This window comes from Pseudovibrio sp. Alg231-02 (assembly GCF_900143565.1).
Taxonomy (GTDB): Bacteria; Pseudomonadota; Alphaproteobacteria; order Rhizobiales; family Stappiaceae; genus Pseudovibrio.
In genome coordinates, this window is record NZ_FREX01000013.1 from 130,174 (window position 1) to 146,186 (window position 16,013).

Genomic DNA, 16,013 nt, shown 5'->3' on the forward strand with positions numbered 1-16,013 from the left:
CGCATCGTTGTAAATCTGGGCATTTAAATGAAAACCGTGCAGCAGCGGCAAAGTATTTGTGCTTGACAGAGCCATTATAAGATTAGATGCGGTAGTGACCGCTTTGCTTGGCTCTCTCATTCTTTTGTCTTTTTATGGATAAAGACGTCAACAGGTTACAAGCGTTCAAGTGAACTATCTAGAGTAGGCTGCGTCGCGAACAGGTGGCTCACGACAAACTAACAGTGCAGGCAATCAGGCTGCGAGTTTGTCGAATGCCTGACTTTGTATTTCAGATTTTGTGTTGAGATACTACTGCTCGAATACTTGCCTGAGTGTCCAGTGCACGTGTGCGGGTTTGGAGCACAAGGTGAGCTGTGACTTCGACTGTTTGTGTTGCGAATTTTCTGTTTGGGCGCAAAACACCTATTAGGAGAGCACCCAAAAGTGTGGGGCAGTTGCGATAACGCAGTCTGATCTGGTTGCCGGAGTGTGAAGTGTCTGCCACATTTGCGCATGCTCGAACTTTCGCCGTCCTGTTCAGCCATCCAGCTTAAGGTGCGTCTGCTTGGTATCAGTCCAATGATTTGGCGGCGTTTACTGGTGCGGAGCGACATCAGCGAGCGCAAACTGCACGGCGTGTTGCAGGTGGCCATGGGGTGAGAGGGAATCCACCTGTTCATGTTTGACAAGTTCGCGGTTCATTATGGCTCCCTGGAACTTGGCGAACTGCCCGCCAAGGTCAGCCTGCAATCACTTGGTCTTCGGAAAAACGAAAAGTTCCATTATTTCTATGATTTGAATGTGAACTGGCGACATGAACTCCGGATTGAGTGCATTGATGTGGCCGGTGATGGCAAGTCTCTACCATCCTGCATTGGCGGTGCAAATAATTGTCCTCCGGAAGATTGTGGAGGAGTAGAAGGCTATCTAATTCGGCGCGATGAGGCACAAGGTTACGACGCCTTTTGGGATATGGGAACGATTACCGATTTCCTCCAGGGCATTCTTGACTATTGCGACAAGTTGAAGCTTCCAGATGAAAATCGACTAGAAGAATTGGAACTGGTTATGGACCGCATGAACGCTCGTGAACCTTATCTGTCAGGCAAATTCTCGCGCCGGTCAATCAATCAGGCGTTTCGCGATGATAACCATAAGCGATTGATACACCGCCAAATTATGTGGGATTGCGCAGGCCCCCGGACAGGAGGTCAGCAGCAAAAGCGCCAACGACTTTGCCATGGGTCACGACTATTGAGCTAATCAGTGCCTTCCCCTGTGGCTGTGTGACCTGGTCAAATTTTCGCTTCAGCATGGCCAGACTGGTTTCAGCATAAATCCGGGTAGACGACAAGTCCTCACGACCTAAGAATTTTTACACGTCGGTTATTTCCATCCTAAGTGCGAGCAGCCGGGTAGCCATAGCATGACTCAGAAGATGCGGGTAAAGACGCTTGGTGATGTCAGTGTTTTCGCTATCTCCTGAACGATCTGGCCAATGCGCTGACGGGTGTAAACAGGTGCACTGCCATCCTGCCGGCTCTGACGGCTGAGAAACAACGGGCCAGCCCTTAGTTTTCCAATATGAAGCGCCAAAAACTGGGCCAGTTCCGAACGGATGGTGCCTTCGCGACGTTTTCCGCCTTTGCCATGGGTAACGGTAACAAGGCTTTAAGAAAGGCAACAGCAGAATTCCAGACTTACATTGAGAATAATGCCGAGATGATCCCGATCTGCGCAGAGCGCAGGCGTTACGGGGAGCGGGTATCAACCGGATTTGTTGAAAGCACAGTTAGTGCGGTTGTCGGGAAGCGCTTTGGCAAAAAACAGCAGATGTGTTGGTCAAAGTCAGGTTCTCATCTCTAGCTCCAAACTCGCACACGGGCACTGGACGGAACACTCAGGCAGAAGTTCGAGCAATGGTATCCCGGTATAAAATGTGAAGCGAAGGATCCGGCATTCGACAAACTCGTGGCATAACTACCCCACACTTATGCAGACTCTCTTGTCAGTCCTACTATAAGTGCTTCTGGTAATGATAACATTTGTGTCCTTGGCAAACCGCGTAGATAGAATCTATCGAGAAGGTGTGAAGCGAATCTGACCTGGGAGTTGGTTTAATGCCCAAATTTTACGACGAAAGAAATGTTATCATCGTTTATTTATGGAATGTTCTATATTGTCTTGTTAAAGGACGATAGATTAAAATATAATGTTAAAACAACACGATAGGTAGTTTGTCTGGTGTTTGAGATCAGTGTTTTCAGCCAGTTGGGCTCGCCTTTAAGGATTCATTAACTAAGTCCTCGTTGACTTTAAAACCGGATGTGCCAATTATTTCCTTAATTCCTGTTTAATCAATAATTTCGGGTGATTTCGGAAATGGGCACTGAGGTACTAGAGCGCGGTATTATGCTTTCTCAAATGAAGGCTGACCATAAGGCTTTATCTAGCACGCTTGCGGCGCTGGCGCAGTCTCAGTTTCCTCCAAAAGCGGAAAAGAACCTGCGCAAATTTGCGGCGTCAGAAGCGGCAGCCTATCTGGGTATCACTCCGCGCTATCTGGCTCTGTCTGCTGATGAAATGGGGCTTGAGATTGAGAAGGTTGGTCGCGGTGAGCGCCGCTATTACTCTCTTGAGCAAATGAACCAGATTCGGATCTACCTTGCGGAAAAAGCTGGCGATGATACCGCCAAAGCGTTGAACTATGATCCGCGCCGCAAGGAAGATGAAGACATTCAGATCATTGCCTGTTCCAACTTTAAGGGCGGATCTGCCAAAACTTGTACTTCGGTGCATCTGGCGCAGCATCTGGCCTTGCAAGGCTATCGTGTTCTGCTGGTGGATCTGGACCCGCAAGGGTCTGCATCCAGTATGCTCGGCTTTGTCCCTGAGATGGTGCCGGAAGAGGAATCTCTTTTTGCATCAATACGTTACAGTGACCCGAAGCCTATGAGCGAGGTGGTTCAGAAAACGTATTTTGATAACCTTGATCTGGCCATTGGCAGCCCTTTCCTCACCGAATGGGAATTTTTTGCGCCGCATTACGCTACTTTGGCTGGACAAGAAGAGCCTGTATTACGTAACCGTATTGCAGACATTGAGGATGAGAAGAAGCAAAAAGGTATCACCAATACACGGCTTCGTGAGTTGGAAGATGAGCTGGCAAGCAACCATGCCAAGCTTTCCGACTGCCTTCAGCGCAAGCTTTACTTCACTCGCCTGCAACTGGCGTTTGAAAATGTTGAAGACGCGTATGATGTGATCATCTGCGATACGCCGCCAAGTCTGGGCTACCTGTCCAACGCAGCATCCTTTGCAGCGGACCATTTGTTGGTGACCATTCACCCGCAGTGGATTGATTGTGAATCTATGGCGCAGTATCTGGCAACGTCCATCGCGCATAACGAGTTTTTTGAGAGCACCGTGGCAAAGCAGCTTGGGCTGGAATATCTGGTGCCTAAAACGCTGCAATATCTGATTACGCGCCATGATAATACCAGCCGTCCGGAAACAGATGTGGTGACCATGCTGCGTTCTCAGCTGCAAAACGTTCTCACCAACACAATGTTGCGAAGCTCCGCGATTGCCGAAGCGGGGAACGTTCAGCAAACACTTTATGAGGCGGAACGCTCCAACTTCAATGGCAAAACATATGATCGTGCGCTGGATTCCGTTAATCGAGTTAACAGCGAGATTGAGGAGCTTCTGAAGTCTTATTGGGGTCGCTCATGAACGATAAACGTAAGAGAAATAAGAGTAAACTCAGTGCGATCATGACCGGCAACAATGTAGGTCTTGAGCGTGCGTCCAGTACGCCGGTTGCAGAAGAGGTACCAAAGCCACGGGAGAAGAGCGCTGTTGGACGTCTTGGTGCGGCCCTGCATTCCTTAACCGAACAGCGCAATGAAGCCGTTGATCCAAGCCAGATCATCAAAAACCTCGATGCCAAGTTGCTGCTGCCATCATTAGCGCTGGACCGTGCGTTTGAAGGTGATGATGAAGAGCTGGACAGCCTGGTCGAGAGTATTTCCAAGAATGGTCAGCAAGTGCCTGTTCTTGTGCGCCCTCACCCGGACCGGACAAACCATTATCAGATCGCCTATGGGCACCGCCGGGTTAAGGCCTGCTTAAAGCTAGATATTGCGGTTCGCGCGGTTGTTGAAAATTTGAGCGATGAAGAACTTGTTATCGCTCAGGGTAAGGAAAATGAAGAACGTAAGAACCTTACCTATATTCAGCAATGCTTCTTTGCAGCCGAGCTGAGCAAAACGTTTACCCGTGAGGTTGTCGCCGCTGCTGTTGGTGCTGGCGACAAGACCCGCGTATCTAAACTGACCTCAATTATTCGCCGTGTACCGGAAGATCTTATTGAAAACATTGGGTCCGCCCGTGGTATTGGCCGTGTGAAGTGGGAGACGGTGGCAAAGGCTTGTGAGAACGAGGGTACTGTTGCCCGGCTGCGCAAGAGCATTGCCAACCTGAAGACTTCAGGCAAATGGGATGCTCTTTCCAGTCCGGATCGTTTTGCCTGGGTTCACGATCTGGCTGTCTCTACTGAAGTGGTGGATGGAAACTTATCCCCCTCCACTGTGGAGGGGGTCGAGTCCCGCAAAGCCGCTGTGCAGCGCAAACTGCTCATCAAGGGCAGAGACGGCAAACCGGCTGTTGAGGCACGCGGATCACGGAATATCAAGATTGTAATGGCAGATGAAGTGCGGGCTGCAGCCTTCTCTGAATATCTGACCAGTAAAATAGATCAGTTGCTTAAGGATTTTGAGCAGCAAGAGCAAAAGGTCGTGGAGCCAATGGGAGCAAGCGAATGACCTAACCGCGAAAGAAAACGGCCCCGCAGACGGCAATCTGCAGGACCGGAATTCATCTGGCAATCCAGAGCAGAACTCTAGAAGTACCGTATCAGCAAATTCACCGTACTTCGTGCTGCTGTTAAAATCAATCGCCTTCCTAAGGGGCGGTGCGATTTTTTGCGTTCTGCACCCTGATTTGCCTCTCATTGATGAAACACGTTGCATAACGTGTGTTTTAAACGCTCTTCGGGTACGTAGAGCGAGAGGGTTTTGCTATGCAAAATTCAGGCTCAGTAGCCTCGTTTAGAAAACTCACACCAGAGATGATGGTCAGTCAACGTCTGGCTATGGCAAATGATATTGTTGAAACGACAAAGTCAGAAGTGGCAATGGCGCTCAAAAAGGCAGCACCTGCCCTTGGCATTGATGGGACTTGCTATCATATTCTGGATATCCTGATCGGCCTTACTGCTGCGGATGACTGGCAACCCAACCACCGCCCTCTTGTTGCAATCTCCAATGAAAAACTGGCTGAATACGTGTGCCGCTCAAAGCGCACCGTCATTCGCTGCCTGAAACGGCTGGTAGAAGCGGGTATCATTGCTTACCGGGACAGTCCAACCGGACGGCGCTATATTCATCGTGGTGAGTTCAGGCAAGGGAAACTGGGTGAGATTGAGCGCGGGTACGGCTTTGATTTCTCCCCTGCTCGCCAACGCGTTCGTGAGCTGAAGCAACTGGGTGTTCAGTTTGCTCAACGTCTCAAGGCACAGAAAGACGCCCGCCGGACAGTAAACCGCTTGCTCCGTGCGATTGAAGACATGGCGCTTCTTGCCGCTAAAGAAGGTCTAGAGTTTTGCGATGTACAGGACGCGGTAGAGACACTCAGCGCCAAGCCGATGGATGTTGTTACTCGCGCAGAAGTGCTTCAGAGTATTTATGAAATGGCGGTCGCAGCCTTTACTCCTGCTGAAGAAGAAACGCAGGAAACTGATAGTTTATTATCTGATGAGATGACATGCGCGGGTGACATTAACGACACCCCATATAATAATACAAACCCTCAAGCTCTTAAGCTAGGTATAAGACAACGGAGATCAGCTCACGCTGATCACTCGATTAAGCAAAACCTCAAACAAGTTGAGGTTAAAGCGGCTCTTGAGAAGGAACCAAGGAGCAATTTTGAGGCCAAAGTTAAGCCTGCTGAGCAAGAGGATCCGCTAGAGAGCATTTCCATAGGCTTGCTCAAATCAGCCTTATCAAACCTTCAAAATAGTCTTGGGTTTGAGTTTAACAACTGGAGTGAATTGCTGAAGGCCAGCGGTGATATTGCATTGCTGATTGGTTTGTCTCAATCGGGAATGCAACAGGCTCAGGCAAAAGTTGGACGATATGCGGCGGCGGCTGTGCTGGCAACCACAGCGGAGAAAGCCCTGCGAGATCCCTTGCTGATTTCCAGTCCGGGCGGCTATTTCAGAGCTTGCATTGATCGGGCTGTCGATGGCGAGTTGGCGCTACACAAGTCGTTATTCGGCCTGGCACAATCTGGTTGAACGCGTGCAATTTGATCAAAGCCAAGGGTGCACGCGTGCACCCTTGAGGTAAAAATTCATATAATTCAAATAGATAGCTATTTTACCTTTTGTTGAATATCTTATCAAGAAGCACTTTGGCATTCTTAGTTTTGACCTTGTCCGGATAGCCCTTGGGTTTCTTGATTTTGCCTTCCTCAACGAACTTGCAGATCCACTTCATCTGGCTCTCACTGGCAAAATTATTCGCGTCAATCCAGCTGCTCAGAGCCCTTGCTGAGCTTTTGGCTTCATCAGGAAGAGGCTGTCCCAACCGTTCAGCTATCATCATTGCCCACTTGAGCTGTGCTGGGCTTGGAGCGGATGGCTCCCCTGCCCGCTCCTTCATTGGCCCCAGATAAGCCCGCAACGTGTCATAGCTTGCCAGATCTGCGCGGGTGAAACGCTTGCCTTCACGTTCAGCCTTGCCCTTAGCTGCTTTGACCATGGCTGGGCTCGGGTTGCGCTGGATATCGAGCTTAGCCCCCTGCCCGTCCAGAACATCAATTGCCGTCTTCGCAGAGCTGCAGATCTCCTGGATGATTTCATCAGCACCGGCTCTACCACTCACAATGTCATCAAGTCGCGCTTCCATTGTTGCGGTCGTTGCTGGATCGAGCAGAGAAGGACACCGGTCCTGCAGAAGATGATAGAGCTGCATAGCCGTATCGCTTGCAAAGAGTTTGCCCTTCGAGACAGTCAGGAAGCTTTGCTTTTTCAGTCCCTCAATAATCGTGTCTCTGGTTGCCGGAGTACCAATGCCCTTGGCTTCCTTAAGCTGTGCACGCTGGCCCTCATCTTCAACAAACCTCCATGCGTTTTGCATGGCTTCAATCAAGGAACCTTCCGTGTAGCGGGCTGGTGCCTTTGTCTTCTTGGCATCAATATTGACAGCTGAGATCCCTACCCCTTCACCGTCTCGAACCTGAGGCAGTTCGGCCTCGCTATCTGAGGATGACCTGTCCTCGATGAACTCACCGTAAACAGCACGCCAGCCTGAATGAATTGTAGAGCGGCCCACAGTCTTGAACACGATAGTCTGACCATTCACCGGCACACTGATAGCAATCTGTGTTTGGTGATATTCGTAATCAGGGCCAAGCGCTGCAAGGAATGTCTTGGCTATGAAATCAAACAGCTTTCGCTCATCAGCGTTCAGCCCTGCAATGATCTTTGAAAACTGATCAATCACAGCTGGATTGGGGATGATGGCATGATGAGATTCACCAGCTAGTCCGGCATCTGAGAATACACCGCGTTTGCCTGTCCTGATTGTTGGGGCCTGCCAGTCCAGATCCTTCACATAGCCGCCGCCAACAAGAGCGGCAAACACAGCGCTTGCTCCATCAACCATGTTCTCAGGAAGATAGCGCACAGCAGCGCGTGGGTAGGTTGTCAGCTTGTGGATCTCGTAAAGAGCCTGCGCAACGTCTAATGTTTTCTTCGCCGTCCATCCCCATTTGGCAGCTTGTTTTTGCAAGCTGGGAAGATCAACGGGTTTGCCTGGAGCCTGACGCCGGTTTTCTTGGCGGACGCTGGCTGGGCCATGCCAACCGGTTGCTGCTGCAGCTATTGCTTCAGCCGTAGCCTTTTGAAAATAGCGCTCACTGTCAGCCGGCCGGTGGTGAAGTTGGAACAGCCCATGTTCACCTTGAATATCTGCAGTCAGCTCAAAGTAATCTTGTGGCTTGAACTGCGAAAGCTCTTGCTCACGTCTGCAGACAATTCCAAGCGTTGGGGTACGGACCCGGCCAATGCCGATGACTGCACGTACGCCGGAAGGCACCAGTCTGGTCGTTGCGGTTCTGGTCAGACTGAGATTGAACACCTGATCGGCCTGAGCACGGGCGACCGCTGCATCATAAAGTGAACGATAACTGGCGTTGGGCTTGGCGCTGGCAAACGCCTCGCGAAGCGTCTTTTCATCTTCTGCCGTAAACATTGCTCGCAGCACGCGGCCGTTGTAGCCGTAAAAATGCAAAAGGTTCTCACCAATCGCCTGACCCTCGCGGTCGCAATCAGTGGCAATGATAACTTGATCAGCACTGCTTAAAGCACGCTTGATTTTATCAAGGCGCTCACCCTTACCGCTGGTTCTGTCAGTAACCAACCCATACCGGCCACCTTGTGGGCGCAGCAGATCTGAAGACCATGCTTTCCAATCCGGATTGGCTTCTTCAGGAGATTGAAGCCGCAGCAAGTGTCCTTGTGCCGCCAGTACCTCTCCATATCGAGATCCAACAGCCTTCATGACATTGCGGGCTTGCGAGGGTTTTTCTGTAATGACGATTGATTTCATGGTGCCCCATGCAACTAAAATGGTTCATTTTGCGCATGCTCGAAAAGGTGAATTCTTGAAAGTCTTCAGAGCGGAGGAGGCAACTCCGGTCCAAATTTCAATCATCCAGATTCTACTTGAACAGTCCGGGGCTGCAAGCACAATTCGACCAGGACGGTCGCAGGTTCAACCTTTTGGCTCTGACTGAGAGACTGACACACGAGCCCCCCAGATGTGCGGGTGGTTTCAGGTCTTTTCTTACCTGCCATCACAATCAATTCTTGAACAAGAGGTTAAGGCGGTGGGCCTATACGGGGTGTGACTACGGGATCGGCACGGCGGCAACGCTGCGCTATGCCTTATTGCTCACCCTTCGCCCCACGCTTTGCCGCTGCGCGCTACTTAAAACACGCCTGCGGCCTGTTTTATTAAGCTTGCAATTGGGTGCTCCGCACCCGCTTTGAGAAAAGAAACCGATGTATCCAGCAGAGTTTGAAAAGCTGGTGCAGCTTCATATCAATTCTGATCTGGACGTGAGGATATTTGAGGGCAGGGGGGAAAGCTCGCGGTCCTCAAATAGAACAGCGTTCGGGGTCGTTGCACGTGAAAGCAAAGAACATTGAGGCGGTCTTGTGAGGGTGAGCAGGGAGGGAAGTAAATTGAGCAAGGATAGGAGATAGTTTTGGAGGATCAAGGCTAAGCTTCAAAATATTTAGGACAGGGGTTTTTACTTCAGATCTGAAATGAGAGCTCAAACAGTGAAAGCGAAGGTGATCTTCAGGTGATGAAATGAGCAAGACAAGGGAAAGATCAAGCGGAAGGGAAGAATCTCAAAACAGATTTTTAAGCGGGTAGCGAACTTAAGAGGTTCTAAGATCTGGAGTTGGTTCAGGAGTTTGTAGCCTGGTTGCAATGTGAGCTGCAGAAAAATAACGAACAAGGTTTTAACTGCTGGTAGCAAGATGGATATCTGATGTATCTAACTGATAATAATAGTGAAATCTAAGAGGATTCATAGTCTCATTGTTTTGAAAATGAAAAGATGGGCCAATCGTATCTGATGTTCGATCTGAAACGAGATCTCGAAATTTTCAGTTGTCTAACACGGGCTCAGGTGAACTGATGTGGCTTCCTCTGAATTCGAAATAGATTAGTTATATCAATCTGTTCTGGCATATTTTTGAAGATCTGCAGTCAGTTATGTTCGTGGTGTTAGATCAGCTGATGAAGCTTGATTAGAATTGTTTTTCAAGTCTGTAAGTCGTGTTTTTGGAAGGCTGGTATGAGTTGCTGGATCGTAAGATGGGTGATCACGATGAGTAAGAGATTCTGAATCTGGCCTTTGATGAAATAATGCGCCGTATTTTAGAGCATAAGAAACAATAGCTCAGTGGCACGTCTGCCTGATGGCAGACCGGGCCTGTCCACGCGCCTTTGACGCTTACCAAGCCACACACCTCCACGCTTAAGGTCTCATAATTTCCTCCTGCCGTCTCTAACGAGCCAGCAAGGACAAAACTCAACCTAAAGCGCTCCACTGTCTGTCTCGGCCATGCGGGGACTGTCCCTCGTGCAAAGAAAGGCGGCAAGCCGCTTAGCGGCTTCCTTTATCTGCTGACCTCTAAGTCTCCCTTCAGCATGGTCAAGGCAACCTGCAAGCAGGCATTCAAAGAATGACCTTGACCACACTGAACGGCTTTCCATGACGAGAAAAGTGAAACGACCTTCCAGAGGGGGAGGGGAGTGGACACTTAACTCATCTCATACAAGGAGCAAGTTTTATGGGAACCCAAACACATCTGGCCTTAATCCCAGAAGCCTCAAACGAGGCTGAAGAAAAGATCTACACGGCACTGAGAGGTACGCCAGATGCGGACAAAGCAGTGCATGCAGCAGTTACGCTCATTCTGGCCTATGCATCCTACAGATCCTATGAACCTGAAATGGGACTGGTTGAGACAGCGATGGAACACGCTTTGGAAGCGTTCTCAATTGATAAAGTCGATGTTATTGATGAGGACGAAGAGGCATAATTTTGAAGTTAATGTCACGGTTCTGCAGTAGGCGAACAGCTTCAGGGCGACACTGAGGAGCTGGCTTATGCTTTGGTCGCAATATCGGATAATCCGCAGGCTCAAATCAGGCCCCATGTGGCAGAGCATATCTGCGATCAGGACGATAAGCAGTCAGTTATTTCGCTGCTCAATAGCCTCTTGGAGGAACTTTCCAACTAATTTCATTTCTAAATATTTGGTGATTGATATGAGCATTCAAACAACGCTCAATTGGCGTACAATGGATACTTACAACAAGGGCGATAAAGTCCTATTTTGGGTCGCAAATGGCTGTGAGGAATTCCCAGTATACGGTTACATCAATATTGACGGCGAAATCTGGGACGAAAACGGTGTGGGGTTTGGCAGTGGCAACAAAGCAAGAATGTGGGCCAGGTTCTCGCCGCCCGACTTAAATTTGCATTGACCTGACATTGTTATCAAAGCGGTCTGTTCATAGCAGGCCGCTTTTCATTTGTGCTGTATCAACCGTATTGGTGATGCTCAGTTGGAGCGCTACATAGTCCTGATTTTCTTGTCGGTCTTATATTGCCCCAGTGCATACACGGCCCAAATGGCCGCTGGTATCCAGCCAATCACGGTGATCTGAAGCAACAGGCAAAAGATCCCCTGAAACGGGCGGTTGATTGTGAAGAACACAACAAAGGGAAGCACAAGAGTCAGAATTAAACGCATAAATGAAATCTCCGCAGGAATGAAAAGATAACTCCACCTGGCGCAGTCTTGCGCGGTCATGAGATCAGCGCCTTTATCCGCAAACATGGCTGAGCCATGGATTTGTAAACACTGATGTATTGCGCATTTGAACTGCTCGTTCCAAGTCTTTTCTTCATCAGGACGCGCAGCACAGAGCGGCCAGATTTGCTTGGTTCTTGATCTTTATGAGCCGATTTCATCGAAGCTGGTTCTTCGGGCCAAGATCCTCCCTGAAGCACGATACAGCTCAGGTTCAGACCAGTTTCGCTCAAGACACTTGCCTTGAGGTAAGATTGATCATGTGTTCTTTTATTGCAGTTTCTTCGTTTTTCATTTGCCAGTGAGTTTTTCATGAATGCCATTACACAAATCCCGCAGCTCATTCAGGAGCAGGATCTCGCCTTTACCTTTGCCGCTCCTGCGTAGCCGGAGGCCGGATTGCTGGTCACAGGGGTCTCGGCAACTGAACGCCTTAACGGGCTCACGCAGATTCAGATTGAGCTGGCCAGTCCCGACTGTGTCTGAGTGAAAGAGAAATAACTTTACCTGTCCAAGATCCCCGGAAACTGAAACCTGACCTTTGGCAACGGTGACTAAAAGCTCAGCTTGATCAGGTTAGCCATGAGACTGATTACAAGAATTGCTGGTCTGCTATATTCTTTAGTTATTTCTGTTTGGCCTCGCCAATAATCCTGTCACTTACATTGAGGCTTTAATGGTTCCTAAGAATTCTAGCAAAACCCTTGATGCAGGTTTTTGGAGAAGCACAAGCCGGCGGCAGTTTCTTATAAATGGAGTTTTAGCCTGCGCAGCTTCTAAGTTGCTGGGAGGATGCTCTGGCCCCCAAACTGATCTGCGAACGCTTTGGAAGGATTGGCATTCCAATTGGCGGAGGATGCAAGAAACCGCCCGGAAACGCCAATGGGAAGTTACCACGCTTGATATTGCTCCACCTGTTGCTCCTGAAGCATTAGCCATCGTGGAGAGTCGATATCAAATGCTGTTCCCGTCGCAGCTTCGTGCGGTGCTAACCCAGCTATCTGGCTGCGTGACCTTTGGGTGGTACACGCCAAATCATCTTAGCTCTTTTGGCAGGTTGGATATGCCGCAAATGAGTTTTAATCGTGATGCTGTTTGGGATCTGTCACATATCAATAGCTATGCCCTGCCGAATTTTGTCGCCCTGAAAAGCCAGGTAGCATCTGAGAGTATCTCAGAAGCTCCTAACTTTCCTGAGATGTGGGAGAACCAGTTCCCGTTCTATTATTTGAAGAATGGAGACATTGTTACCATTGATGTGTCTGATCCCGACCCGCAAAAGCAACCTGTCCGGTACTTTTCGCATGAACTGGAGATGTTGCATGGGTTAGCGCTTGCCCCAGATTTTTTTAGTTTCATAACTGAAATGTCAAAACTTGGTTTTGCTGGTACGGAGTGGGCTTCGTGGTTGCGCTTCGGCGACAACCAGCAAAATGACAGGTATTATCTGAGCTCTGACAGTGAAGGGGCCAAGGCGTGGATCAAATGGCTTGAGCGTGATCCAGAAAATGTTGGCCCGGATGAACCTCCCCAAGCGGTTGTCGAAACAACTCCAGCAGACAGAGCCCTGCTGGAATCTGCGCGCGCCAATTCAGTTTCTGGGGTTAAACGGGCCCTTCGCTTAGGCGCCCATCCTGATTGTGTTCCCGGCAGTGACTGGATATCCGGGAACTTTTTATGGGACCATGAATTCTCAACGGCAATCACGTATGCGGTTCGAAACAGCAACCTTGATATGCTTGAGATTTTGCTGGGGGCAGGGGCTATACTCAACACCCGCCGCTTACCTTTAAATGACGCAGTAAAAGAAAGCTCTCTGGCAACCGTGCGATGGCTTATTGCGAAGGGAGCACGTGTTGATGGATGGAAGCACCAGCGTTATTTCCCCCTGCATGATCTGGTCGTTACACGACGCCAGATAGCTCTGAAAACGCGCTCTGAATATAGGCAGCAAATAAATAAGACCTACGGAACGCTTTGGTCTGATTTGAAAGAAACAGAGCTTAAACGAAAGCTCAACGCGCATATCAGCTATGAAGAATACTTGATTTTTCTTCGCACACTTCTGGCTGCTGGCGCTGATCCCGATGCTCCCTGGGATAATGGCATAACCATGCTGGCATGGGGAGATGAAAAGACGGCTGAAGTTCTGCTTGCATATGGCGCGAATCCGAATGCACGCGATGACTATGGTAAGACACCTCTTCACACAGCAAGGACAGGTAGGAAAGTTCGCATTCTCGCAGGGGCTGGTGCTGATGTTAATTTACTGGCAAGTCGTCCGCTGATCGACCCTCTTACGGACAGGTAAAATCTGGGACCGGTCGCCAATTTAAAATAGGTTACAGAAGTTTCGGCGGTTCCGGCTTACAACCCCAACAACGCCGGACAAACAGATCCAGGAAAAACGACAGACGATTAAACGTAAAACTCTTTAAAGCCGCCGCTTGCGCTACCACGCACAAGCCGCATTATATTAATACATAACAGGGTCAAACACTCCGATATTCGAAAGCTAATTTTGTCCAGCTATCTTTGACGACGGACATACAATTTGAAACAGAGAATTTCATGCATATCCTTATTTTGATTGTCGGTGTTTTGAGCGCCGCTTGCCTTTGGTGGTACCGAATTAAACAGATGAGTAAAGCGGGGCGGGAAGTCTCTGAAGCTGTGTCGAAGACAGCCAGACGTCTGCGCGCTGATCAGCAGACACATCGCAGTTCGGTAGCGCCAATGCTGCATATAAGCGACCCTGTCACAGCTGCGTCAACATTGATCCTTTCGATTATATCCGAAGGGAAGGAGGTCCCCCGGAACGTGGAGATAAAGTTGCATCAAGTGCTCTGTGAAATCACCAACCCGGATGAAGCCAGTGCAGCTGTTGCAGAAGGTAAGCGTCTGCAACGCAAGACATCGCGCACCTTGGATGTTGTTCAGGTTCTGGGAGAGATGTTGAGGGATCGGTTGTCTGCTGCCGAGCAGCAGCATCTCATCCAAATGATTTACACCGTATTTGCCGCTTGTCCGAAAAGACCCGCACACACTTCGAATTATATCGTCGCGCTGCGCCAGGTGCTTGGTTTGACCGAGCACGCATCATAGACGGCGCTATCAATTTAACCTGAATTTGGCGGCACTTGTTTTTTGCGGATGGATTTTAGGCGTCGAGCATAGCGGCTTGGCGTTGTTGCATAAACCTGCCTTTGCCGTGTATGCAGGCCGTGTTGCGTAAATACAAGTCAACTTACTGCACGCCCTTACCCGTTGAACTCAGGGCACACTGGTACGCTCGAAGACAGGATGTCCGAGGGCGTGCATTTTGTTGAGGACGGCGACATCGATCTTTGCCTCCGTCTTCTGTTTTTTAAGGCTACGGGCCTGCAGTGTGGCCCCGATGGCTTGTTTGTAGCACCCCATGAGTGTCTCCCCTCGTGAGCGCCGCCCGTATCGCTTCTGCTAGCCCATTCTCCCGTATTTTTCTATGAGGGGTCCGTCCCCGCAAAGGTACTGAATGCGATATAGGATTTCAGTCAAGGCATTGAAATCTATTGATGATTTGATTTTTTTCTCCCCCATCGGTGGTCTGGTTTTCAGGGGAAGGATGCCGAACGCATGAGACGAGACGGATATTGCACTAAACGGGGTATGTTCAGGATATATGTAAAAAATTCCACCTGCTCGAAATCAAGCCTCCGTCCTTCCAAATCGTTCAGTAAACTCATCGAGACACCTGAATTCTGAACTTTGATTAAGGAGACCAGTTATCTGAACCGAAATCTTCAGGGCTTTGTAAACTAGTGATCGAAGGTGATGAGTTCAAGAAATTCAACGTTTCTTTGAACGTTAGAGCGAGCCTAAGGCACGCTTGGAAAAAATTACACGTATCATGAACACCCCCATTGAAGGATTGTTCCAAATATCCCTTACATTTCAATGACGGGCCAAAAACGGCCCAAGCTGGGCCTAAAACGGCTCACCGACTTCTCAGGTTTATCAATAATATAGCTGATTTGCTTAGATCTCGGTAACTTTCGGGGCCATTTTTGGCCCAACTTTACGCAGCGGTATTTAATTTACAGCACCGCGCCGTGAGTGATTTTACACATGATTTGAAATTAATTTCTATTGATATTTCAAGGGTTAAATATGTTTCCGTTCATTCTTGGATGCTGGTTTCGTCAAGTTGGCATGCAAGTTGCATTTGTGTTGGCACGCTGTCGCAGACTGGGGTCTGGGGCTGTGGCCCATTCTCATCAAATGGGGTTCATTTATTTGTTTTGCTGCGTCTATCCGCATACGGAGGGCGCTCACCAGGAGCATACTATGCCAACACCCGCTTATATCACCATTGAAGGGTCAACTCAGGGTCCAATCACTCAAGGCGCGTTTACTGAAGATTCCGTCGGTAACGTGTGGCAGGAAGGCCATGAAGACGAGATCATGGTGCAGGCCATTGATCACACTGTCATCATTCCTCGTGATATCCAGTCCGGCCAGCCAGCTGGTCAGCGCGTGCACACTCCGTTCAAGTTCACCTGCTCCATGAACAAGTCCATCCCGC

Annotated in this window: 12 protein-coding genes and 2 pseudogenes; 10 read left to right on the plus strand and 4 right to left on the minus strand. The window is 49.3% G+C overall.

Annotation, left to right across the window (positions count from 1 at the left end; genetic code table 11):
• The first annotated feature begins 495 nt into the window (after window positions 1-495).
• Window positions 496-1,245: pseudogene (locus DHN43_RS24795) on the plus strand (plasmid pRiA4b ORF-3 family protein).
• Between the two features lie 168 nt (window positions 1,246-1,413).
• On the opposite strand, the gene DHN43_RS27550 reads toward DHN43_RS24795, so the two are convergent.
• Window positions 1,414-1,542, minus strand: coding sequence for a hypothetical protein (locus DHN43_RS27550; protein WP_256387199.1), 129 nt, complete (start codon window positions 1,540-1,542; stop codon window positions 1,414-1,416).
• Between the two features lie 105 nt (window positions 1,543-1,647).
• Between DHN43_RS27550 and DHN43_RS24800 the strand changes: the two are divergent.
• The 4 genes and pseudogenes from DHN43_RS24800 to repC form a co-directional block, all read left to right on the plus strand.
• A pseudogene (locus DHN43_RS24800) lies at window positions 1,648-1,962 on the plus strand (ISKra4 family transposase); the annotation flags it as partial.
• A 402-nt stretch (window positions 1,963-2,364) separates the two neighbouring features.
• A complete protein-coding gene (locus DHN43_RS24805; RefSeq protein WP_108820443.1) occupies window positions 2,365-3,717 on the plus strand; it encodes an AAA family ATPase in 1,353 nt (450 codons plus the stop codon).
• Window positions 3,714-4,808 (plus strand): plasmid partitioning protein RepB, encoded by a 1,095-nt coding sequence (gene repB / locus DHN43_RS24810; RefSeq protein WP_108820444.1) that lies wholly within the window; start codon window positions 3,714-3,716, stop codon window positions 4,806-4,808. The genes DHN43_RS24805 and repB overlap by 4 nt, the downstream gene beginning before the upstream one ends.
• A gap of 257 nt (window positions 4,809-5,065) precedes the next feature.
• Window positions 5,066-6,343, plus strand: a complete 1,278-nt coding sequence (repC, locus tag DHN43_RS24815; RefSeq protein ID WP_108820445.1) for a plasmid replication protein RepC — start codon at window positions 5,066-5,068, stop codon at window positions 6,341-6,343.
• Window positions 6,344-6,425: 82 nt separating this feature from the next.
• On the opposite strand, the gene DHN43_RS24820 is transcribed toward repC, so the two are convergent.
• A complete protein-coding gene (locus DHN43_RS24820; RefSeq protein ID WP_108820446.1) occupies window positions 6,426-8,660 on the minus strand; it encodes a DNA topoisomerase in 2,235 nt (744 codons plus the stop codon).
• A 1,760-nt stretch (window positions 8,661-10,420) separates the two neighbouring features.
• Here DHN43_RS24820 and DHN43_RS24830 point away from each other — a divergent pair.
• Window positions 10,421-10,672, plus strand: a complete 252-nt coding sequence (locus DHN43_RS24830) for a hypothetical protein (protein WP_108820448.1) — start codon at window positions 10,421-10,423, stop codon at window positions 10,670-10,672.
• 229 nt (window positions 10,673-10,901) lie between these two features.
• Entirely contained in the window at window positions 10,902-11,120 is a 219-nt protein-coding gene (locus DHN43_RS27130; protein WP_159096982.1) for a hypothetical protein, read from the plus strand.
• 89 nt (window positions 11,121-11,209) lie between these two features.
• On the opposite strand, the gene DHN43_RS24840 is transcribed toward DHN43_RS27130, so the two are convergent.
• Together DHN43_RS24840 and DHN43_RS24845 are read right to left on the minus strand one after the other, a co-directional pair.
• Window positions 11,210-11,389 (minus strand): YqaE/Pmp3 family membrane protein, encoded by a 180-nt coding sequence (locus DHN43_RS24840; RefSeq protein ID WP_108820451.1) that lies wholly within the window; start codon window positions 11,387-11,389, stop codon window positions 11,210-11,212.
• Between the two features lie 56 nt (window positions 11,390-11,445).
• Window positions 11,446-11,772 carry a hypothetical protein gene (locus DHN43_RS24845; RefSeq protein WP_108820450.1) on the minus strand — a complete coding sequence of 109 codons (327 nt, stop codon included), beginning with the start codon at window positions 11,770-11,772 and terminating at the stop codon, window positions 11,446-11,448.
• 533 nt (window positions 11,773-12,305) lie between these two features.
• Between DHN43_RS24845 and DHN43_RS24850 the strand changes: the two genes are divergently transcribed.
• From DHN43_RS24850 to tssD, 3 genes are all read left to right on the plus strand, one after another.
• Window positions 12,306-13,760, plus strand: a complete 1,455-nt coding sequence (locus DHN43_RS24850; RefSeq protein WP_057461464.1) for an ankyrin repeat domain-containing protein — start codon at window positions 12,306-12,308, stop codon at window positions 13,758-13,760.
• A gap of 260 nt (window positions 13,761-14,020) precedes the next feature.
• Window positions 14,021-14,554 (plus strand): hypothetical protein, encoded by a 534-nt coding sequence (locus DHN43_RS24855; protein WP_057461463.1) that lies wholly within the window; start codon window positions 14,021-14,023, stop codon window positions 14,552-14,554.
• A gap of 1,221 nt (window positions 14,555-15,775) precedes the next feature.
• Window positions 15,776-16,013 (plus strand): type VI secretion system tube protein TssD (tssD, locus tag DHN43_RS24860; RefSeq protein ID WP_159096983.1); only part of this gene is annotated, 238 nt, incomplete at its 3' end.

Excerpts from the sequence above, each read along its gene's own strand:
- DHN43_RS24820 (WP_108820446.1), bottom strand. The coding sequence starts at position 8,660 with ATGAAATCAATCGTCATTACAGAAAAACCCTCGCAAGCCCGCAATGTC.
- DHN43_RS24830 (WP_108820448.1), top strand. The coding sequence starts at position 10,421 with ATGGGAACCCAAACACATCTGGCCTTAATCCCAGAAGCCTCAAACGAG.
- DHN43_RS24850 (WP_057461464.1), top strand. The coding sequence starts at position 12,306 with ATGCAAGAAACCGCCCGGAAACGCCAATGGGAAGTTACCACGCTTGAT.
- repC (WP_108820445.1), top strand. The coding sequence starts at position 5,066 with ATGCAAAATTCAGGCTCAGTAGCCTCGTTTAGAAAACTCACACCAGAG.
- repB (WP_108820444.1), top strand. The coding sequence starts at position 3,714 with ATGAACGATAAACGTAAGAGAAATAAGAGTAAACTCAGTGCGATCATG.
- DHN43_RS24855 (WP_057461463.1), top strand. The coding sequence starts at position 14,021 with ATGCATATCCTTATTTTGATTGTCGGTGTTTTGAGCGCCGCTTGCCTT.
- DHN43_RS24805 (WP_108820443.1), top strand. The coding sequence starts at position 2,365 with ATGGGCACTGAGGTACTAGAGCGCGGTATTATGCTTTCTCAAATGAAG.
- DHN43_RS24845 (WP_108820450.1), bottom strand. The coding sequence starts at position 11,772 with ATGGCATTCATGAAAAACTCACTGGCAAATGAAAAACGAAGAAACTGC.
- DHN43_RS27130 (WP_159096982.1), top strand. The coding sequence starts at position 10,902 with ATGAGCATTCAAACAACGCTCAATTGGCGTACAATGGATACTTACAAC.
- DHN43_RS24840 (WP_108820451.1), bottom strand. The coding sequence starts at position 11,389 with ATGCGTTTAATTCTGACTCTTGTGCTTCCCTTTGTTGTGTTCTTCACA.